General features: G+C 64.7%; 16 protein-coding genes. 10 read left to right on the top strand and 6 right to left on the bottom strand.

All coding sequences use genetic code 11. The features are described 5' to 3' along the window. Positions 1 to 308 precede the first annotated feature (308 nt). On the top strand, positions 309 to 1,760 hold the full coding sequence (locus VGN72_12735; protein HEV7300228.1) for a proton-conducting transporter membrane subunit: 1,452 nt from the start codon (positions 309 to 311) through the stop codon (positions 1,758 to 1,760). After that, positions 1,753 to 4,134, top strand: a complete 2,382-nt coding sequence (locus VGN72_12730; GenBank protein HEV7300227.1) for a DUF2309 domain-containing protein — start codon at positions 1,753 to 1,755, stop codon at positions 4,132 to 4,134. Before VGN72_12735 ends, VGN72_12730 begins: the two co-directional genes overlap by 8 nt. A 323-nt stretch (positions 4,135 to 4,457) precedes the next feature. Here the strand turns inward: VGN72_12730 and VGN72_12725 are convergent, their stop codons facing one another. Then, positions 4,458 to 4,787, bottom strand: coding sequence for a cytochrome c peroxidase (locus VGN72_12725; GenBank protein ID HEV7300226.1), 330 nt, complete (start codon positions 4,785 to 4,787; stop codon positions 4,458 to 4,460). A gap of 122 nt (positions 4,788 to 4,909) precedes the next feature. On the opposite strand from VGN72_12725, the gene VGN72_12720 reads away from it, so the two are divergent. Next, positions 4,910 to 6,589, top strand: a complete 1,680-nt coding sequence (locus VGN72_12720) for a glycosyl hydrolase family 28-related protein (GenBank protein ID HEV7300225.1) — start codon at positions 4,910 to 4,912, stop codon at positions 6,587 to 6,589. A 115-nt stretch (positions 6,590 to 6,704) separates the two neighbouring features. Here the strand turns inward: VGN72_12720 and acs are convergent, their stop codons facing one another. Next, positions 6,705 to 8,681, bottom strand: a complete 1,977-nt coding sequence (gene acs / locus VGN72_12715) for an acetate--CoA ligase (GenBank protein HEV7300224.1) — start codon at positions 8,679 to 8,681, stop codon at positions 6,705 to 6,707. A 123-nt stretch (positions 8,682 to 8,804) separates the two neighbouring features. After that, positions 8,805 to 11,087 (bottom strand): hypothetical protein, encoded by a 2,283-nt coding sequence (locus VGN72_12710; GenBank protein HEV7300223.1) that lies wholly within the window; start codon positions 11,085 to 11,087, stop codon positions 8,805 to 8,807. A gap of 251 nt (positions 11,088 to 11,338) precedes the next feature. On the opposite strand from VGN72_12710, the gene VGN72_12705 reads away from it, so the two are divergent. Next, positions 11,339 to 12,652: a DUF1015 domain-containing protein gene (locus tag VGN72_12705; GenBank protein ID HEV7300222.1), complete on the top strand. Its 1,314-nt coding sequence runs from the start codon at positions 11,339 to 11,341 to the stop codon at positions 12,650 to 12,652. A gap of 171 nt (positions 12,653 to 12,823) precedes the next feature. Beyond that, positions 12,824 to 13,228, top strand: coding sequence for an SPW repeat protein (locus VGN72_12700; protein ID HEV7300221.1), 405 nt, complete (start codon positions 12,824 to 12,826; stop codon positions 13,226 to 13,228). A 92-nt stretch (positions 13,229 to 13,320) separates the two neighbouring features. Here the strand turns inward: VGN72_12700 and atpG are convergent, their stop codons facing one another. From atpG to VGN72_12685, 3 genes are all read right to left on the bottom strand, one after another. After that, complete coding sequence (gene atpG / locus VGN72_12695) at positions 13,321 to 14,304, bottom strand: ATP synthase F1 subunit gamma (GenBank protein HEV7300220.1); 984 nt, start codon at positions 14,302 to 14,304, stop codon at positions 13,321 to 13,323. A gap of 280 nt (positions 14,305 to 14,584) precedes the next feature. Then, positions 14,585 to 15,040 (bottom strand): response regulator, encoded by a 456-nt coding sequence (locus VGN72_12690; GenBank protein HEV7300219.1) that lies wholly within the window; start codon positions 15,038 to 15,040, stop codon positions 14,585 to 14,587. 136 nt (positions 15,041 to 15,176) lie between these two features. Next, on the bottom strand, positions 15,177 to 15,350 hold the full coding sequence (locus VGN72_12685) for a hypothetical protein (protein HEV7300218.1): 174 nt from the start codon (positions 15,348 to 15,350) through the stop codon (positions 15,177 to 15,179). Between the two features lie 123 nt (positions 15,351 to 15,473). Between VGN72_12685 and VGN72_12680 the strand changes: the two genes are divergently transcribed. The 5 genes from VGN72_12680 to VGN72_12660 are packed head-to-tail and all read left to right on the top strand — an operon-like array spanning position 15,474 to position 19,966. Beyond that, positions 15,474 to 16,097, top strand: coding sequence for a helix-turn-helix domain-containing protein (locus VGN72_12680; GenBank protein ID HEV7300217.1), 624 nt, complete (start codon positions 15,474 to 15,476; stop codon positions 16,095 to 16,097). A 41-nt stretch (positions 16,098 to 16,138) separates the two neighbouring features. After that, positions 16,139 to 17,368 carry a Tm-1-like ATP-binding domain-containing protein gene (locus VGN72_12675; protein ID HEV7300216.1) on the top strand — a complete coding sequence of 410 codons (1,230 nt, stop codon included), beginning with the start codon at positions 16,139 to 16,141 and terminating at the stop codon, positions 17,366 to 17,368. After that, the gene (locus VGN72_12670) at positions 17,365 to 18,354 is read left to right on the top strand and encodes a Gfo/Idh/MocA family oxidoreductase (GenBank protein HEV7300215.1); all 990 of its coding nucleotides are present in this window, start codon (positions 17,365 to 17,367) and stop codon (positions 18,352 to 18,354) included. The genes VGN72_12675 and VGN72_12670 overlap by 4 nt, the downstream gene beginning before the upstream one ends. After that, positions 18,351 to 19,121: a sugar phosphate isomerase/epimerase gene (locus VGN72_12665; protein ID HEV7300214.1), complete on the top strand. Its 771-nt coding sequence runs from the start codon at positions 18,351 to 18,353 to the stop codon at positions 19,119 to 19,121. The genes VGN72_12670 and VGN72_12665 overlap by 4 nt, the downstream gene beginning before the upstream one ends. A gap of 5 nt (positions 19,122 to 19,126) precedes the next feature. Beyond that, positions 19,127 to 19,966 carry a phosphoenolpyruvate hydrolase family protein gene (locus VGN72_12660; GenBank protein ID HEV7300213.1) on the top strand — a complete coding sequence of 280 codons (840 nt, stop codon included), beginning with the start codon at positions 19,127 to 19,129 and terminating at the stop codon, positions 19,964 to 19,966. Positions 19,967 to 20,000 lie beyond the last annotated feature (34 nt).

Here is a 20,000-nt window from a genome sequence, read left to right as displayed (position 1 = left end):
GGGCGCACCGGCCCACGATGCGGGCGCGGAACTCGTTCGCACTGGACGACTCGGACGTTTCAATTTCATCATTTGACAACCACCTGCGACAGCATTAACGTACGAAGAATACTTCGCAAATCAAACTTCGTATTTTTCAGTTCGTGATTTTTCGTACAGGTGATCATCGCATGAAGACGGCTTCAGACCAAGCGATTTATCTCGGCACTCCAGTGCCGCTGGCCCCGGCCGGGCTACTGCAGGCGTCCATGGCAACCCCCGAAGCTAAACACGCGAGTACCTTGCCAACTTGGGCACGCGCATGCCAGATGTTGCTCATGGCCGCCGCCGGCCTGTCTGCGGTGGCGCTGGTGTGGCAGATCGTATCGCCACAGCCGCTTCGGGCTGCCGGCATCACGGTCGACCGCCTGAGCGCCGCGCTCTCGCTGCTCGTGGCGGCGGTGGGTGCGGTGACGTTCCGCTTCTCCATTCGCTACATGGACGGCGACCCCCGGCAGGCCCGTTTCCTCGGCTGGATGGCGTTCGCGGTCGTCGCGGCGTTCCTGCTCATGCTGTCGACGAACCTGCTGCTGCTCGTGACGGCGTGGTCGCTGACGAGCGTCGCGCTGCACCAGTTGCTCACGCACTACGAGGACCGCCCTGAAGCAATTCGCGCCGCCCGCAAGAAGTTCCTCATCAGCCGTATAGGTGATGCAGCACTGCTTTGGATGGTGCTGCTCGTCTGGTCGCACTGGGACACGCTCGACCTGCACGCGCTGCTTGCCGCCACCACAGGTCAGCCCGCCAGCGCGGCCACGGTGGGTGTGGCGCTCTCGGTTGTGCTGGCGGCGTTGACCAAATCTGCTCAGTTCCCGTTCCACAGTTGGTTGCCCGAGACGATGGAGGCCCCCACGCCCGTCTCCGCGCTCATGCATGCGGGCATCATCAACGCGGGCGGCGTGTTACTGCTGCGATTCGCCCCGCTGTTGGTCGAGGTGCCCGCGGTACTGCTGTCACTGGTGGTGGCCGGGTCGCTAACGGTGACCGTTGGCACGCTGGCAATGTGGGCACAGGTAAAAGTGAAGCGCTCGCTTGCCTGGTCCACCGTCAACCAGATGGGCTTCATGATGGTGCAATGCGGCCTGGCAGCATTCCCAGCGGCGGCGCTGCACATCATCGGGCACGGGTGCTACAAGGCGTGGGCCTTCCTGCGGGCCGGCGACGTTCCTGCGATCCTGGGCCGCGCCGCACAGCCGGTAGCGCCGGGCCGTACGGTGGCTCGCGTGGCAATCGGCATGCTGGTCGCCCTGCCGGCGATCTGGCTGGCAACGTGGATCACGGGATTCTCCCCACTGCACTCGCCGGGTGAGATGGCACTGGCGGCGGTCGTGGCACTGGCCATGGGCCAGGTGTGGGCGGCCTTGTTCGCCAAGCCGATTGCCGATCACGCTGCGTTAGGCCGCGGCATCACTGGTGTCTCGGTCATCATCCTTGCCACCATTGCGGCATTTGGTTTGTACCGCATCGCGGGCACGTTCCTCGCTCCGGTGCTTGGTGACCTTCAACCGGTGCACAGCGTCTCGACCTGGATAGCCGCGCTCGTCCTCGTCACAACGATGGTGTTCCTCACGGTAATTCACGCCATGCTGCCGGTGTTGGGCCGCAGCGCCGGGGGACGCGCGTTCCGCGTTCACGCCCTGCACGGGTTCTACTTCGGCGCGGTCGCCGACCGAATCGTCGCATCGATCTGGAAGCATCCGAAGGGAAAGCATCATGCTTAGCACCAATAACACGCTCGCCGCATCTTCGCACGATGCGTCCACCATCGCCGCCGACGTGCTGGTCACCTGCAATCGCATCCCGCCTCTGTGGGACTTGCGCAACTACGTCGCGGTCAACCCGTTCCTAGGTTTCGTCGAACAACCCATCGACGCCGCTGCGGCTACGGTGGGCGACGGGCTGGGCGCGCGCGTGCTGCCCGGTTTCGACTTCTACCGCGCCAAATGGGCGCTGGGCGAGTTGAACGCCGCCGAACTGCAGGCTGCCGCCAAGCGGTTGGGCCAGCCGGCGTCGTTGGCCGAGTCGGTGCTCGCTGGCGTACCGTCGCCCGAGGCGTACCGCACGGCGCAGCCGTTCCTTACGTTCGCCGAGCGGCACGATCTCGTGCACGGCACGGAATGGCACGAGACGATGCGGCGCTGGGTGGCGCGGTCGTGCGCAGTCCACATCACCGCCGGCGACGCGATGTGGAACCCGCAAGACGACCGCAGCCTGTACGTCTCCTGGCGAGAGTCAGCTCGGATCGACCGGTCGTTGGAGATCATGGGCCTGCACGGCTTCCGCGCCTTCGCCGATGCCCTGCCAGCTACGCCCGCCGCCGCCATTCAATTAATGCTGGCGCGCGTCGACGTGCCCGCGAGTCAGCGTGTGGCTTACTTTTACCGGCTGCTGGGCGGGCTGTTCGGCTTCGCGTCGTACTTCCGCCGATCGGCTTGGCAGGCGGGCAACGGCGATCTGGGCGAGGTCGGCGACCTGCTCGCGATCCTGCTCTGCTGCGATGCGGGCGTGGTGGAACTTGCCGGTGCCAGCACCGTCGAGCTCAGCGCCGCCGCCCGACCGCAGGAGGATGAAGCGGTTCAATTGGTGCTGCAGGAAGCCTTGGAGGACCGATACGCTAACCACCTCATCGGCTCGCTGCGCGCTCCCGCCGCGGTCACCGGCGCGCGGCCGGCGGTGCAGGGGGTATTCTGCATCGACGTGCGTTCCGAGCCGCTTCGGCGGCACCTTGAGGCGCAGTCCGACGCGATTGAAACGCGCGGCTTCGCCGGCTTCTTCGGCGTCAGCCTCGACTGGCAGACCGACGGCCTGTCCAGCCCCCGCTGTCCCGTGCTGCTCTCTCCGTCGGTCGCGCTGCGACCACGGGCAGCGGTATCGCCAGCCGCGTTGAACGGCGCGACGGCGTACGTGCAGACCGCGCCGGCCGGGGCCTTCGCGTTCGTGGAGCTGCTTGGCTTGGGTTACGGGTTGAAGCTAAGCGCCGACGCACTTACCGCGACGCCCACGCCAGCCAACGATGAGACGACCGCACCCCTCGTGCTGGAACCGGGAACCGACGGTACCGGCGTCGCGCCGGACACAAGGGTGGAGATGGCGGCCGGCATCCTGAAGAACATGGGCTTCACCGATCGCTACGCGCGACTCATCCTGCTCTGCGGCCACGGCAGCGTCAGCGCCAACAATCCGCACGCGGCCGGTCTCGACTGTGGCGCGTGCGGTGGGCATGGTGGCGCGATCAACGCGCGCGTCGCCGCGGCGCTGCTGAACGATCCTGGAGTGCGAACAGCCGTGAACAGCCGTGGCGCAGCCGTACCGGCGGACACCGTCTTCGTGCCCGCGCTGCACGATACGTCGGTGGACGAGGTCACACTGCTCGATCTCGACCGCCTGCCCGCGACGCACGTTGCCGACGTCGATGCCCTGCGGCAGTGGCTCGTCGGGGCTGGCGCCGCGACCCGGCTTGAACGCGCGCCAGCGCTCGGGATGAATGCGGGCTTCAACAAGGCCGATAACAAAGGCGGTTTGTTCAACCGGCTGCGTCAGCGGTCACGGGACTGGTCGGAGGTGCGCCCAGAATGGGCGCTGGCGCGCAACGCCGCGTTTATCGTCGCCTCGCGCCAGCGGTCGCGCGACGTGAACCTTGGCGGCCGCGCGTTCCTGCACGAGTACGACGCCGCTGCGGATGCCGACGCGTCGATCCTCACGCTCATCCTATCGGCCCCGATGGTGGTCGCGTCCTGGATCAACCTCCAGTACTTCGCCTCCACCGTCGACAACGACACCTTCGGCGCAGGAGACAAAGCCCTGCACAACCGCGTCGGCTCGCTCGGCGTCGTACTCGGAAACGGCGGTGACTTACGCACCGGGCTGGCCAAGCAGTCGGTACACGCGGCCGACGGTTCGTGGTACCACGAGCCACTTCGGTTGCAGGTAGTTGTTGAAGCCCCGCGGCCGCGCATCGAGGCCGTCCTCGCTGCCGCGCCGTCGGTACGCCATCTGGTGGAGAACGGTTGGGTGCGACTGTTCGCGTTGGATCCCGCCTCGCCCGATGCGTTCCGCTTTGTACCGAGGCAAGGTTGGGAAGCCGTGGCGACGTGAAGGAAGCAACAAGCTGCGCATGCGACGGCGCTTCATTGTCCGCGCCGCGCTTGGGCGCGTATCACTCTGATGGCCCAGTGCTGGGACGCCGAGCGCCGTCGGCGGCAACAACGGGTCGTTGGCCTGTTCGGGGCGCGGGCGCAGGTTGGGCATGCCGGCGTTGTACAGATTCAGCAGGCCGTCCATCTCGAACAGACCGTTGTGCATATACGGACTGGAGCGGCCAACGTTGCGCAGCGACGGGGTGCGGAACACACCGAGGTCCTCCGGGCGTTTCGCGACCTCGTATCGCCCCAAATCCTGTAGCTTACGGCCGTAGTAGCTCAGGCCGATGTCGTGAGGCTGGTTGTCGGTGAAGTTCGGGCCGTTGTGGCAGTTGGCGGTCGTGCGGAACGGTGCAGGCCGCGCATGGTGTTGTCTTCAAGCGCATCCTTGTTGCCGGCGATGAACTGGTCAAACCGGCTTCGACTGGAAACGACCGTCCGCTGGAACGTCGCCAGCGCTTTGGTCACGGGTTCCAATTCGATCTCGTCGACGCCGAAGACGTCCTTGAACGCCTTCTTGCACTCCGGCGTGTCGTTGAGGCGCTTCAGCATGGCATTGCTGCTGTCGGCCAGGCCGCCCGCCGCTGAACGTGGTTTGTGGCTCAGCATCGCCACCCGCTAAATTTTCACCCGCCACTGATTTACCTTCATTCGATGCACACCATCAATCAAAGCGTTACAATTAGATAGCGAAGGCTAATATTGGTTATTTCAGTTTCACGGAGGAACAGGTGATCCGAAGACCAGCGTTTCGGTTCGTGGGCGTGATGGCGCTGTTGGTGGCAAGCGCACTGCCGGCCTCGGCGCAGGAAGATAGCACGTGGCGAAGCCGGCTCTACCCGGGCGACTGGACGCCGGATCATCAAACGGCGGAGGGCCACTTCCTGCACGACTTCTCGTACGCGGGCTATCACAAAGGGGAACGTCCCATTCCTGACCAGCCGCGCGGCGAGACGGTGAACGTCATCGCGGCGCCGTTCAACGCCGACCCGACCGGCGGCGCCGACAGCACCGCAGCCATTCAGCAGGCGATCGACCACGTCACGAAGCGAGGTGGCGGCATCGTCTACCTGCCCGCGGGCACCTACCGGGTCAAGCCCCCCAAGAAAGGCGTCGACGCTGCGCTGCGTATCTCAGCCAGCCATCTGGTTCTTCGTGGCGCAGGGCCGGACAAGACGTTTCTCTTCAACGATGAGCCGGTCATGCGCAACCAGCGCGTCGTTCGCCTTCGCCCGGACCCGCGGCCCAAACGGTTTGAGACCAATTGGTACCGGGACCAAGAGGGTGACGCGATCCCCGTCGCCGCCGACGTGCAGAACCGGGCAACGCAGATCCGGCTTGCGAGCGTCGACGGTCTAAACGTCGGCGACTGGATCGTGCTGCGCACCGACACTACCGAGGCCTTCGTGCGCGAGGCCGCGTGGGACTGGCTCGTCGAGCACTGGGTCGGAAAATTGGCGCCGCGCGACGGCATCGCGTTCTACCGGCAGATCACGAGCCGCGACGTCGCTTCCCGCACGATCGACCTGGACATCCCGGTACGCTATTGGATGAAGCGGCGCGACAACGCCCGTGTATACCGCGTGCCGCCACACCTGGAAGAGGTGGGCATCGAGAACCTGTCGATTGGCATGCGCGAGCATCCCGGCACCGACGGTTGGGGCTTCAACGACTACCAGACGGAGGGGAAATCGGCCCATGACGTGCACAATTCGTTCGCCGTTCAAATGAACCACGTCGTCAACGGCTGGATTCGCAACGTGCATACCTACCGTCCGCCGGTGAACCGGGGGCCGCACCACCTTGTCTCCAACGCGTTTGCGCTCGGCTTTACGCGCAACGTCAGCGTGATCGGTTGCGATCTGCGCCAGGCCCAGTATCGCGGTGGCGGTGGCAACGGGTACGGCTACGTGCTGGAGGGGAGCGACAACCTGATTCAGGATTGCTTCGGCGAAGAGCTGCGCTACGTCTACGACTTCAAGAGCATGATGACGACCGGCAACGTCGTCCATCGCAGCGAATCCCGCTCGCGCAGCGACTTCCACATGCACTTAAGCGTCGCCAACCTGCTGGACAACCTGCACATGAACGGCGAGTACTTCTACGCAGGCACGCGATACGACTGGGGCGGCCCCGCACACGGTAAATCCACCGATCAGACGGTCTTCTGGAACCTCCGCGGCACCGGCAGCCACAAGGAGCACGACCACGTCATCGACATTAAGGACCAAACCGACGCCGTCTTCGTCATCGGCACCCAGGGCGAGCGCACGACCGCGCACAACGTCGACGGTACCCACAAAGACCGGATCGAGGGCATCGGCAAAGGCGCCACGCTCCAGCCGCAATCGCTCTACGAGGACCAACTGCAACGTCGCCTGCAGCGTGGCCCGGCGAAGGTCGCAAACTGACCGCCGCACACGTTTTCGGTCTGGCGTGCTCGATCAAGTGGGCACGCCAGACGTCGGTCCGATTTCGGTCGTCGGCGGAGTTCGGTAGTCCGTCATTCGTTCGACGGGCTTCCGTTTATCCCTCGTCCGTCTCACGCAGTTTGGCGAGGACCGAGAGGTCTTCCAACGTGCTCGTGTCGCCCTTCGTCTCGACGCCCGATGCGACGTCCTTCAGCAAGCGGCGCATGATTTTGCCCGAACGCGTCTTCGGCAATGCTTCAGTGAAGCGGATCTGGTCGGGCTTGGCGAAGGAGCCGATGGATTTGGCGACGACGTTGGTCAGTTCCTTCTTTAAATCGTCGCTGGCGGCAAAGCCGTTGCGCAGGGTAACGAAGGCGGCCAAACCCTGGCCCTTCAGCTCGTGCGGGATGCCGACGCAGGCGGCTTCTGCGACGGCGGCATGGCCGACGAGGGCGCTCTCAACCTCGGCGGTGCCTAGGCGGTGGCCGGAGACGTTGATGACGTCGTCGATGCGGCCCATGATCCAGAAGTAACCGTCGGCGTCGCGCCGCGCGCCATCACCCGTGAAGTACATGCCGGGCACGTCGGACCAGTATTGCTTGGCGTAACGTTCGGGGTCGTTGAAGATGCCGCGCAACATGCTCGGCCACGGCTTGCGGATGACGAGCAGGCCGCCGGTGTTGGCGGGCAGTTCCTTGCCGTCGCGGTCGACGATGGCGGCATCGACCCCGAAGAACGGCAGCGTGGCGGTGCCGGGTTTCAACGGCGTGACGCCGGGCAACGGCGTGATCATGTGCATGCCCGTTTCCGTCTGCCACCAGGTGTCGGCGATCGGGCATTTCTCGTGGCCGACGACCGTGTGGTACCACATCCAGGCTTCCGGGTTGATCGGCTCGCCCACGGTGCCGAGCAGGCGCAGCGATGACAAATCGTGCTTGTCGACGAACTCGCGCCCGGCCCGCATGAACGCGCGGATCGCGGTGGGCGCGGTGTAGAAGATCGTCACCTTGTGCCGCTCGATGATTTGCCAGAAGCGCGAGAAGTCGGGGAAGTTAGGGGCGCCTTCGTACAGCAGCACGGTGGCGCCGTTGGAAAGCGGGCCGTAGACGATGTACGAGTGGCCGGTGATCCAGCCGACGTCGGCGGTGCAGAAGTAGACGTCGTTGTCCTGCAGATCGAACGTGTACTTCGTGGTGAGGTGCGTGCCCACCATGTACCCGCCGGTGGTGTGCAGGATGCCCTTGGGCTTGCCGGTGCTGCCGGAGGTGTAGAGGACGAAGAGCGGGTCTTCGCTGTCCACCGGTTCGGCTTCGCACTGGTCGGACTGGCCCTTCAAGATTTCATCGGCATACACGTCGCGGCCGGCGACCATGTTGGCGTCGCCGCCGCCGCGCTTGAAGACGATGACGGTCTTCACGCGGTCGGTCTTGGCCAGCGCACCGTCCACGTTCTTCTTCAGCGGTACCGGCAACCCACGGCGGAAGCCGGCGTCGGTGGTGATGATGATGTTGCTCTTGGCATCCTCCACGCGATCGGCGATCGCCTGGCTGCTGAAGCCGCCGAAGATGACGCTGTGGACCGCGCCGATGCGCGCGCAGGCGAGGATGGCGACGACCGCCTCGGGCGTCATCGGCATGTAGATGGTGACGCGGTCCCCTTTCTTCACGCCCTGCTGCTTCAGTGCGTTGGCGAAGCGGCAGACGTCGGCGGTGAGCTGCTTATAGGTGATCTTGCGCACCTCGGGCTTGCCCGATCCATCGACCGGTTCCCCTTCCCACAAGATGGCGACCTTGTCGCCGCGGCCCTGGGCGACCTGGTGATCGAGGCAGTTGTACGCGGCGTTGGTGGTGGCGCCGACGAACCACTTGGCGTCCGGCACCTGCCAGTCGAGCACCTTCGTCCACGGCTTAAACCACTTCAGCCCGGCGGCCTCGCGGGCCCAGAAGGTTTCGGGCGAATCGATCGATTCGCGGTACATCTGGTCGTACTGCTGGCGCGACTTGATGTGCGCCTTGGCCGAGAACGCGGCCGGCGGATTGAAGATGCGGTTTTCGGTCTGGGTGGACTCGATCGACGAAGATTCAGCGGACATGCGGTTGGCCTCCGAGGTGACTTGGATCTCGCAACGCGAGTGTACAACGGGCGCGGCCGCAAGGGTACTGGCGACGCCGAGGGTCCTACGGAAAGGGCATTTGGATGGCGCGACGTCGGCGGCTCACTTCTCGTCCCGCACGCCCCCCATCGACCAGCGGGACTTGCCCACGGAGACGATCTCCTGCGGGCGGGCGACGTACGCGGGGACGCGGACGCTTTCGAGAAAGGCCAGGTTGAACTGGCTGGCGGCCTGCACGGCCTGGCCGATCGACTGACCTTCCTTGCTCTGCACGTGCCACGGCGTGCCGCTGACCGTGCGGTTCTCCCACAGCACCTTGCCGTTGGACTCGAAGAAGACGCGCGTGATCTTCTCGGTCACGCTGACCGTCTCGGTCTCGCGCGAGGGCGGGCCGAAGCCGCCGAAGTTGCGGCGCTCGTAGGTCTGCGTCCTCGTGTCCCCCTGCTCCGTGCGCGCGACGAGCTTGACGGGCCGACCCTCGGCGACCTCGATGCCGCTGCGCTTCAGCTGTTCAGTGATGGCGGCGGCGATCTTCTGGCGCTGTTCCTCGGTGCCTTCGATTGCTACTTCCAGGCTTACGATCTCCCCCGGCTTCACGACAAGCCCGGTATCGCCCATCGCCGCTGCGGCCTTGGCGGCGGCGGGGTGCGGGAGGTCGGCGCTGACGAGGACCGAGCGGTTGCCATCCTTCACGACCGTCCAGGCGCGCCCGCCATGGCCGGCGGTCTTGCCACCCTCGGTGTATTGCCAGACGGTCTGCTTGCGTTCGAGGTCGAGCAAGTCGCCGTTGCCCAGCAGCACGTAGTTTGGCCCGACGCCGGCGAGGCCACCGGTGCCCATCGCCACACCGATGTCGCCGGTGAGCTGGCCGGTGGCAAGGTCCCACTGGCTGATCATCGCGCCGGTCGCGCCGACCACGCGCTTGCCGTCGGGCGTGAAGACGAGCGAGCTGACCGGTCGCGATCCTTCGACCGTCGCCAGCGCGTCGCCGCTGAGCGCGTCGATGATGTTCAGGCCCTCGGCCGTCATTAGCGCGACCTGCTTGCCACCGGGACTGACGGCCGGCACGGAACCGCGCATCCCGTTCATGCGCCATACCGCGGCTGCCTTGGGGGCGTTCCACAGCGTGAGCACGCCACCGCTGCTGAAGGTCAGCACGTGCTCGTCGTCCACGAAGGCGGCGAAGTCGACGTCGTTGGCGTTCTTGTCGTCGCCGTAGGGGACGAAGCTGACCATGTGCTTCGGTGGGCCACTGGCAGCCGTGTCGAACAAGTCGACGCGGTTGCGGGTGCCGCCGAAGAAGCCGTGGGCCACGCCCAGCACGCGCTTGCCACTGGGCGCGATGGCGATGGGGTTGGAGAGCGGGTCGAAATCGACGGCGCCCAGATTGTTGCCGGTGGCGAGGTCGACGCGCTCGATCTGGAACGACCTGATGTTGCCGCCGCCGCCGCCGGTGTAACTCAGCAGCGCCACGTTGCCAGCAAAGATGAGCCGGTCGGGCGTCACGCTGTTGCGATCGCCCTTGCCGCGCAGGATGTGCGATCGGTTCGACAGCTTCTGCGTCGCCGGCACCCCGTCGAACGTGGCCAGCGTGGGCTGCCCACCGGTCGCCAGCAGGTCCTGCACGGTATCGGTATTGGCCTCGGTGACGGGCTTGTCGTAGGCCTTGGGCGCAAAGGGGTCGGTCCGGTCGGCATTGTTCCGCTGCCCAAACGGCGCATCGGCATCGGGCTTGGGGCCGGGCGCTTCGCGCGGCGGGGCCTCCATCTTGTGAAGCATGTTGTTCGGACGCGCATACGGAATGTCGTCCGCATCGTCGCCCACCTTGCGGATGCGCCAGGGCTCTACCCACTCGATGGACGAGCCGGGCGCGTAGTTGATCAGCACCCATCCGTTGACGGCGCGCTTCTTCACCACCGAATCGCGCCACGCGCCGCCCCACTTGGTCTGCACCTTCATGCCGACGCCCGGCTTGAACTCCGGGGCGGCAGGCGCTTTCCGCGCGGGCTTGGCGGTGGGATCGGCGTCGGACCCGTCATCGTTCAGGGGCGCGCCCGCGGCATTGGGTGAGGGCTTCTCGTTCAGGTCGACGTCCGACCCGTCATCGTTCAACGGTGCCTTGCCCGCGGCGGCAGGTGCGCCGGCGGCGCCGGGCAGGCGCACGCGGTCGGCCGTCACCCACTCCTCGGTGCCGTCGTCGTAACGGATGGCATACCTGCGCCCTTCGCGCGCGAGGACCGTCGCCTTTGACCACGTATCGCCCTCGCGCACTTCCACCTGCTGGCTGGGTTCGTACGAGGTTGCCTGACCGAGCGCGGGCTGGACCAGGACGGCGGCCGCGATGCACGCGGCGGTGGCGATACGAATGGATGACTTCAACAGCATGGAACTCCCCAGATCTATAATCAGAAATGCGATCGGCCTTACCAGGGTCCCTACATAATACATCGCGTTAGACCCGTCAAAAAGGATAACCCCGAAAATGCGCACTGGTTCGCGTACTCGCGCAGTGCTCGTTGAGCGCTGGCCGTCGGTGCTATTTCGCCGCATCTGCCGGGCTCGACCGTAAGGCGTGCGCTTACTCGGCGCGTAAGCGTGACTAGTCGCGGTTGAGCCCGCGCTGTATTCTGCAATCTATGGCCGACATTCGCCCCTTCGCTGCGCTGCGTTATTCGTCGAAGGTGACGAGGGACCGCAATCTGTCCGACCTGATCGCCCCGCCGTACGACGTGATCGCCGACGAGCGCAAGGCGCAGTTGATGGCGTCGCACCCGAACAACATCGTGTCGATCGACTTGCCGCACCTGCCGGCCAAGTCAGTTGGGCCGGACGAGGCGTACGTCGGCGCCAACGCGACGCTGCAGCAGTGGATGGGCGACGGCATTCTCGTGCGCGACCGCCGACAGGCGACGTACCCATACACGCAGTCGTACCAGCACAACGGGCGCACGTTTCACCGGCGCGGGTTCATCACGCTCGTGCGGCTGTCACCGTTCGGTGAAGGGCATGTGGTGCCGCACGAACAGACGTACCCGGAGGCGATCATCGATCGTCTAAAGCTGACCACTGCCACGGGCTTGCAGTTGTCGCCGATCTTCGGGCTGTACTCCGACCCACGGCACGAGGTGACGAACCTGCTCTACCGCAACCTGGGCCGCCCGGAAGCGACGGCGACGCTGGACGGGGTGAAGAACGACCTGTGGAGCGTGATCGACGCCGAGGTGGAAAACCAAGTGATCGATTTGCTCGGCCGCAAGCCGATCTACATCGCCGACGGGCATCACCGCTACACGATGGCGCTGCAGTATCAGAAGGACCAGATCGCCGCCAACGGTGGCCAGCCATTGCCGGCCAACCATCCGGCCAACTACTGCATGTTCGTGCTGGTCGGCATGCAGGACGACGGCCTGATCGTGCTGCCGACGCATCGCATGATCGGCGGGCTGAGCGGCTTCGACGCCGAGCAGTTCTGCTTCACCGTCAGCGAGCACTTCGAGTGCAGCGAGGTGGCGGTGCCGCCCGATCATCTGGGCGACTTCGCCGATCAGATGGCCAAGGACGCCCCGCACACGTTCGCGTTGTACGATGGCACCAGTCGGCGATTGTTCACGTTGAAGCTGCGCAACCTGGACGTGCTGAAGCCGTTCGAGCCGAATCACAGCGACGCTTGGCGGCGGCTGGATGTGGCGATCTTACAGCGGTACCTGCTGGACGAAGTGCTGCAGCCGAAGTTCAACAACGGCCAAGCACCAGCCAAAGGCTATACGGCCTACGCCGACGAGATCCCGAAGCAGACGGACGGCAAGAAATACCAGGTCGCGCTGCTGCTTCAACCCACGCCGTTGCACGCCCTGGAAGAACTTGGCAAGCACAACGAGGTGATGCCGCAGAAGAGCACCTACTTCTACCCCAAGCTGGCCACCGGGTTACTGATGAACCCGGTGAGGTAGAGGACCGGCACCGGCCTCCCCGCACAAGGGATTGCGAAGCCGTGGCTCGGGGTTTTCGGGCACTGGCCCGAACAAGGCACGCACATTGCGAATCCAGGAGAGTGATCATCACCCGTATCGCCGCGAGTGCGGCGGCGGGTAGATGGGTGTCCTTACTCTCTGGGTGTCCCCATGCGTTTCATTCCTACCCGCATACATGGTTTTCTCGATTACGGCGTAGCGCTCCTGCTCATCATCTCGCCCTGGATCCTCGGTTTCGCCAACGACGGCGCTGAAACGTGGGTGCCGGTCGTGATCGGCGTCGGCGCGATCCTGTACAGCGCGATCACTGACTACGAACTGAGCATCGCCCGCCTGCTGCCCATGCGCGGCCATCTGGCGCTCGACATCGCCAGTGGCCTTTTCCTGGCGGCATCGCCGTGGCTGTTCAATTTCGACGAGCTGGTCTACCTGCCGCACCTGCTCTTCGGTTTGCTTGAGATCGGCGCGGCGGTGATGACCGACCCGAACCGCCGCACGTTCGATGAGATGCATCAGACGAAGTACAACAGCCCCGGAAGCGCGCACCATGCGTAAGCTACCAGCACTGGATCGAACATGAAATGAAAAGGCCCTGCTCTTAGAGCAGGGCCTTTTCACGTGAATTGGGTTACCGGGAGTGCGGCAAACTAGCCCTTCATGGCTTCCACACCGCCCAGGATTTCCGACAGCTCCGTCGTGATCGCGGCCTGACGGGCGCGGTTGTACTGCATGCTGAGGGCCTTGGCCATCTTGTCGGCGTTGTCCGTCGCACTCTTCATGGCGACCATGCGGGCGACGTTCTCGCTGCTGGTGGCGTCGAGGAAGGCTTGGAACAAAGCGGTCTGAACCGTTAGCGGCAACAGCTCGTTCAACAGCGTAGCGGCATCCGGCAGGAACTCGTATTCGGTGGTGCCCTTCACGTGCGCCTCGGCCTTCACATCGGTGCCGCTGCGGGTGGCATCCATGACGCCGGCCTGTAATTGAGCTTCCTTCTCGGCCGACTGTTGAGCGATGTGCTCGGCGGCCTCGGTGACGCCGGCCAGGGGCAGCAGCTGCATCACCTCGGGCTTCTGCGAGCCCGTGCTGATGAAGTTCATGTAGGCGACGTAAACCGCGTCCAGCGTGCCGGCGGTAAACTGCTCAATAAACTGCCGGCCGACCGCCTGCACGTCAGAGTACTTAGGCGAATCGGCAAACTGGTCGAACCGCTGCGTGATCGGGCGCTTCTGGAAGTTGAAGAAGCTCACGCCCTTCTTGCCGGCCGCGTACAGGTCGATCGTCTTGCCGGCGGCGCTCTGCTCGATGATGAACCGGTTGGCCGTCCGCAGCACGCTGCCGTTGTACGCCCCGGCGAGCCCGCGGTTGCTGGTGATGACCACCAATGCGACGCGGTTCGTCTGCGTGGTGGCGTCCACCCTGCGCAGCAGCGGGTGGCTGACCTGCGACATGTCCATGGTGGCGGCCAGTTCGGCCACCAGCTCGCGCACCTTGCGCGTGTAGGGCTTCGTGCCGACGGCGCGCTTCAGGGCCTTCTGAAACTTCGCCGTCGCGATCATCTGCATCGTCTTGGTGATCTTCTTGATGTTCCGCACCGCCTTGCGGCGCTTCACGATCGCACGAGCCTTGGGCATGAAATCCTCGGTTATTGCAACGGTCAGCCGTCGCGCACCGTCGTGCGCGGCATCCCTTACCTGTGCCGATCCGCTTCCCAGACCAGCGCAACGAGATTAACGGCTACCTCGTCAACCTGCAACGATACCCCGCGCCAGCCCTCGCCGGGCTGGCCGCTTCGATGGCCCGATTTCAGAACGTATTTCGGGCCCCTAGTGCTCCATCAGAGCCCCGACGTCCCTCTTTCAAAATCGATGAACGAAACCAGGTTGTATTAACCAGGAAGGGAGAAACCGAAACCTACCGACCCCCCGAGATCCGGCTGATCGTGGCTTCCAAGATCTTCAGGTCCACCGGCTTCACCAGGTGCTCGTTGAAACCGGCCTCGCGACTGTCGGCGAGGTCACCATCGGTGCCATAGCCGCTCATGCAGATGCCGGGCACCTGCTGATGGATGGCGCGGATCTGCCGCATGAGCTCAAGGCCGCTGCCATCCGGCAGGCCGAGATCGGAGATGACGAGCTGGAACGACTTCTTGCGGAACAGATCGAGTGCCGACGCGATGTCGGTCGCGTGGTCAACCTCGTACCCCGAGCCCTTCAGCAGCCGGGCGATCAGTCGGCCGGTGTCCTCGTGGTCCTCGACCAACAGGATCTGCACGACGCCCCGCCCATCCTGCCCGACGGCCGCCACCGGCTCGCCGGCGGGGTTGTGGGTGGAATGGGGTGCGGGATCAGTAGGTGATTGATCTTGCAAGGGAATATCCACAGGCCAGAATACGTCGCCGTAGAACCAGAGGTTCGGAAACATTTTCACGCAGTTGAAGACGACTTTTCCCGGCCCTTTGAGATATATGACTTGGCACGACGGCGAACAATAAGTGTGATGCAGCTTAACCTAGACCGCCCTCCTTCGCCAGCATCCCAAGATATTGCGACAGGCCCAGCTTGCTTAACTCTGCATTATTGCCCGTTCCCCCTTCTTTCTCGGCCGGAACCGTCATTGTGCTTCTGTCACTGTTGCCGTCGCGGCAACGCGCCTTGCGGTGAATGCCGGCCAAATGCACGGCAGACTCCGGTACTGGCTGAGCGTCACTTCGACCGCGCAATAGCCAACTACATGCATCCGCGTCCATCAACTGCGTTCAAGTTGCTTGAATGCCATTCAAGTCGTTAGAGTAGCCGCACGCATGTCGATGAATCCCGGAGAACGCATCCGCCGACTTCGCCGCCGCCTGGGTTGGACCCTGAAGCAGACGGCCGAGCGATGCGACTGCACCGAGAGCCTGATTTCCAAGATCGAGACCGGCAAGGTCATGCCCGCCGTCGCCACGCTCGCGCGGTTGGCAGCAGCGCTGGGCGTCAGCGTGTCTCAACTGCTCGCCGAAGAATCCGCCGACGGTCCGGTGTTCGTGCCGGCATCCGCCAACGCCTCCGAACAGTTGGTCACCAGCGAACAGGGCTACCGCTTCCGCGCGTTTGCGCCACAGCGGAGCGAGAAGCTCATGCAGCCGTTGATCTTTGAAGCGCAACGCGGCAAGGCCGCGCCGGCGGTAATGAAGCATGACGGTGAGGAGTTCATCTACGTGCTGACCGGCCGCATGAACTACCGCGTCGGCGAGCGGCAGTTCACACTGGGCCCCGGCGACGGCCTGTACTTCGACGCCTGGCAGCCGCACCAACTGGAACCGCTGACGAAGGTCGTGCGGTTCCTGGCGGTCTTCGTCGAACCGTCGCAGGCCCGCCGCGTCCACATCGCGCCCGCAAGCGCACCCCGGAAGCTGGTATCGAAGAGGCGCGCGACCGTCGGTTGACGCAACGCGCGAGCGAGGAAGCCGAATAGAGGAGGAAGGCCATGTCACGCAATGTCGTCATGATCGGCGCGTTCGACACGAAGGGGCATGAGTACGCCCTGCTGCGCCAGCGGTTGCTGGATGCGGGGCTGAACGTGATCGCGGTGGACACGGGGGTGATGCCGGCCGATGCGCCCTTCCGCGTCGACGTCGCCGCGTCCGACGTCGCCACCGCAGGCGGGGCCGACCTGTCGAACTTACGGCAGAACAAGGACCGTGGCGCCGCGATGAAAGCGATGTCGCAGGGGGCCGCGGCCGTCGCCAAACGGCTGCACGGTGAGGGTCGGTTGGACGGCATCATCGGCATGGGCGGCACGGGCGGCAGCAGCGTCGTCACCGCTGCCATGCGGGCGCTGCCGCTGGGCGTGCCGAAGGTCTGCCTCTCGACGATCGCCTCCGGCGACACCTCGTCGTACGTGGGCAGCAAGGACATCACGCTGATCCCGTCGATCGTCGACGTCGCGGGCGTCAATCGCATCTCGCGCATGATGATCGCCCAGGCCGCCGCAGCCATCACGGGCATGGTGAACGCCAAGCCGGTCGCCGCGACTGAGGACCGTCCGATCATCGCCGCGAGCATGTTCGGCAACACAACCGAATGCGTGAACGCCTGTTCCAAGCTGCTGGACAACGCTGGCTTCGAAGTGCTTGTCTTCCACGCCACCGGCACCGGTGGCCGGACGATGGAGTCGCTGGTGGACGAGGGCCTGATTGATTCCGTGCTCGACATCACCACGACCGAGTGGGCCGACACCATCTGCGGCGGCATCTTCGACGCCGGTCGCGATCGCCTGAGCGCCCCCGGCCGGCGCGGCATTCCCCACCTGATCGTGCCCGGCTGCGTCGACATGTGCAACTTCGGCCCGCGGGCCACCGTGCCGCAGAAGTACAACGACCGGTTGCTGTACGAGTGGAATCCGTCGGTCACGCTGATGCGCACCACGGTGGATGAGAACCGCGAGATGGGCCGCATCTTCGCCGAGAAGGCCAACGCGTCTACCGGGCCGGTGGCCTTCCTGCTGCCGTTACGCGGCGTGTCCATCCTGGACGGTGACGGCCAACTCTTCTGCGACCGGGCGGCCGACCAGGCGATGTTCGATGCGATCAAGCAGCACGTCCGGCCGAACATTCCCGTGATCGAACTGGACAACAACATCAACGATGCCGCGTTCGCCGAGCGGGCTGTCGGCCTGATGATGGAACTGAGACAAGCGAAGGAGCAAGTGAAATGAGTCGAGAAATCAAGATATGCCTCGTGGGCGCCGGCCGTCACGCGCGGGGCAATATTTACCCCAGCCTGTACCGCCTGGCGAACACGAAGATCGTCGCCACCTGCGATTTGAACGCCGAGGCCGTGCAAAGCGTCGCGGCACAACATCGCATTCCCAAGGCCTACACGAACGTGCAGGAAATGCTGCGCGAGGAGCGGCCCGACGCCGCGATCGTCTGCACCGGCCCCGCGGGGCACGCTGCGGTTGCGGTGGAGGTGATGGAGGCCGGTGTCGACGTCTACACCGAAAAGCCGACCGCCCCGTCGCTAACTGACGCGTTGCGCATGCTGGAGACCCAGCAGCGCACCGGCCGCATCTGCATGACGGCGTACAAGAAACGGTTCGCGCCGGCGTACGTGAAGACGAAGCAACTGATCGAAAGTCCACAGTTCGGCCAGCGGGCGGCGTTGAACATCGTGCGATCGAGCGGATCCGGCGCGATTCCCGCAGAGCAGATGCGCGGCCACATGCTCGACTGGACCTGCCACACGTTGGACCTCGGCGTCTTCCTCTGGGGCAAGGTGCACACCGTCACCACCACCGCGGTCAACCGTGACGGCAAGTACGCGTGGTCCGTCGCCATGCAGCACGAGGGCGGCGCCATCAGCCACCAGGTATTCACGAACTGCCCCTCGCACCCCGAGGAAGCGGTCTACATCTGCGGCAGCGGCAGCGTCGTCATTCACGTTGAGAACTCGATCGACATGACCGCCACGCTAAAGGGCAAGCCGTTCGACGGCCACAGCCCATCGTTCACCACGGGTTCCGACCATTCCGACATCCAACAGGGTTTCGCCGGCGAGTTGATCGAGTTCGTGAACGCCGTACGCGATAAGCGCGAGCCCGAGGCGAACATTCGTCAGGCCTGCCACACGATCGCGATCTTCGAGGCCATGTGGACCTCGGCCCAAGATGGCAAGCCCGTGAAGGTGGAGTTCCAACAATGAAGATCGGCATTTCCCGCAACACCGACGGCATCGATGGCGCCGCCGAGTTGATTCGGTGCGCCGCGCAGTGCGGCTTCGGTGGCATACAGTTTAAGACCAATCAGCTGCGCGCGTGGCACTTCGACGCGAGCATGCTGGACCAGCTTGGCGTCGGCGCCCGGGCGCTCGGCCGCGGCGGCGTCGTATTCCACCCGAACTCCGACCCGGCGACCTGGCCGGAGGTGAACGACTCGGTGATGCGGTTCGTCACCGCCGCCGGTGGCGAGCACGTCTGTTACTGCTTCTGTCCGCAGGCCGACAAAGGGCATACGTACGACAGCATCGCCCGCCAACTTACGGAAGCCGGGAAGCTGTACGCCGACCGCGGCATCGGCTTTTCGTTTCACAATCACACTGGGTCGATGATGGGAACGCAGGAGGAAATCCTGCGACTGTGCGACAAGCTGGACCCCGCGGTGTGCGGCTTAACGTTCGACAGCGCCCACGCCGCCGCGTGTGGCATTGTCGATCTGGACGCCGCGATTGAGGCGATGCGGTCGCACATCAACAACGTGCACCTGAAGGACCTGAACGACGCCGGCAAGTTCTGCCCGCTGGGCCAGGGCAAGTTGGCGCTGGGGGGCGTGGTCACGGCGTTGCAGCGGATCGATTTCCAGCACTGGCTGATCGTCGACGAAGAGTCGGCGGGCGTCGGCTGCGGTGAGGCGTGCGACATTTCTATGAATTTCATCAAGGCGCACGGCTGGTCCGGCGCGGCAAACGGATAACGACTATGGCTTTCACACGGCAACAATTGCTCGACCGGCTGCGCAAGAACATCGCCAGTGGCGTGCCGATCGTCGGGGGTGGCGCGGGCAACGGCATCAGCGCCAAGTTTCAGGAAGTGGGCGGGGTCGACCTGCTGATCATCTACAATTCCGGCCGATTTCGCATGAACGGCCGCGGGTCGCTCGCGGGTTGCATGCCTTACGGTGACGCCAACGCGATCGTCATGCAGATGGCGGGCGACGTGCTGACGGTGGTGAACGACACGCCGGTGCTCGCGGGCGTGTGCGGCACCGATCCCACGCGCCTCATGCCGGTATTCCTGAAACAGGTGAAGGAGAGCGGCTTCTCCGGCGTGCAGAACTTCCCCACCGTCGGCCTGTGCGACGGCGTGTTCCGCGCCAACCTCGAAGAGTCGGGCATGGGCTACGACCTGGAAGTGGCGATGATCAACGCCGCCCACAAGCTGGACCTGTTCACGTCACCCTACGCCTTCGACGTCAGCGAGGCCGAACGCATGACGACTGCCGGGGCCGACGTGATCGTGGCGCACATGGGCCTGACGACCAAGGGCTCGATCGGCGCGCAGACCGCCAAGACGCTGGACGACTGCGTGCGCGAGGTGCAGGCGATCGCCGACGCATCGAAGGCCGTCCGCGACGACGTCATCATCCTCTGTCATGGCGGCCCGATCGCCACGCCCGATGACGCCGCCTACGTGCTGCAGCGAACGCGGGGCGTACACGGCTTCTACGGCGCGTCCAGCGTCGAACGCCTGCCGGTCGAAGGTGCGATCGCCGAACAGATGCGGCATTTCAAAGCGGTTCGCTTCGGCGTGAAAAAGTGACGTGCGTTCTGCCATCGCACGCGCACGTGATAAA

It is taken from the genome of Tepidisphaeraceae bacterium (assembly GCA_035998445.1).
Classification (GTDB): domain Bacteria; phylum Planctomycetota; class Phycisphaerae; order Tepidisphaerales; family Tepidisphaeraceae; genus DASYHQ01.
The sequence above is the reverse complement of the archived record's forward strand: the minus strand, read 5'-3'. Positions and strand labels throughout refer to the sequence as shown.

Bases quoted from the DNA above. Each gene is read 5' to 3' on its own strand.
- VGN72_12735 (HEV7300228.1), top strand. From the start codon at position 309: ATGTTGCTCATGGCCGCCGCCGGCCTGTCTGCGGTGGCGCTGGTGTGG.
- VGN72_12730 (HEV7300227.1), top strand. From the start codon at position 1,753: ATGCTTAGCACCAATAACACGCTCGCCGCATCTTCGCACGATGCGTCC.
- VGN72_12725 (HEV7300226.1), bottom strand. From the start codon at position 4,787: ATGCTGAGCCACAAACCACGTTCAGCGGCGGGCGGCCTGGCCGACAGC.
- acs (HEV7300224.1), bottom strand. From the start codon at position 8,681: ATGTCCGCTGAATCTTCGTCGATCGAGTCCACCCAGACCGAAAACCGC.
- VGN72_12710 (HEV7300223.1), bottom strand. From the start codon at position 11,087: ATGCTGTTGAAGTCATCCATTCGTATCGCCACCGCCGCGTGCATCGCG.
- VGN72_12705 (HEV7300222.1), top strand. From the start codon at position 11,339: ATGGCCGACATTCGCCCCTTCGCTGCGCTGCGTTATTCGTCGAAGGTG.
- VGN72_12700 (HEV7300221.1), top strand. From the start codon at position 12,824: ATGCGTTTCATTCCTACCCGCATACATGGTTTTCTCGATTACGGCGTA.
- atpG (HEV7300220.1), bottom strand. From the start codon at position 14,304: ATGCCCAAGGCTCGTGCGATCGTGAAGCGCCGCAAGGCGGTGCGGAAC.
- VGN72_12680 (HEV7300217.1), top strand. From the start codon at position 15,474: ATGTCGATGAATCCCGGAGAACGCATCCGCCGACTTCGCCGCCGCCTG.
- VGN72_12675 (HEV7300216.1), top strand. From the start codon at position 16,139: ATGTCACGCAATGTCGTCATGATCGGCGCGTTCGACACGAAGGGGCAT.
- VGN72_12670 (HEV7300215.1), top strand. From the start codon at position 17,365: ATGAGTCGAGAAATCAAGATATGCCTCGTGGGCGCCGGCCGTCACGCG.
- VGN72_12665 (HEV7300214.1), top strand. From the start codon at position 18,351: ATGAAGATCGGCATTTCCCGCAACACCGACGGCATCGATGGCGCCGCC.
- VGN72_12660 (HEV7300213.1), top strand. From the start codon at position 19,127: ATGGCTTTCACACGGCAACAATTGCTCGACCGGCTGCGCAAGAACATC.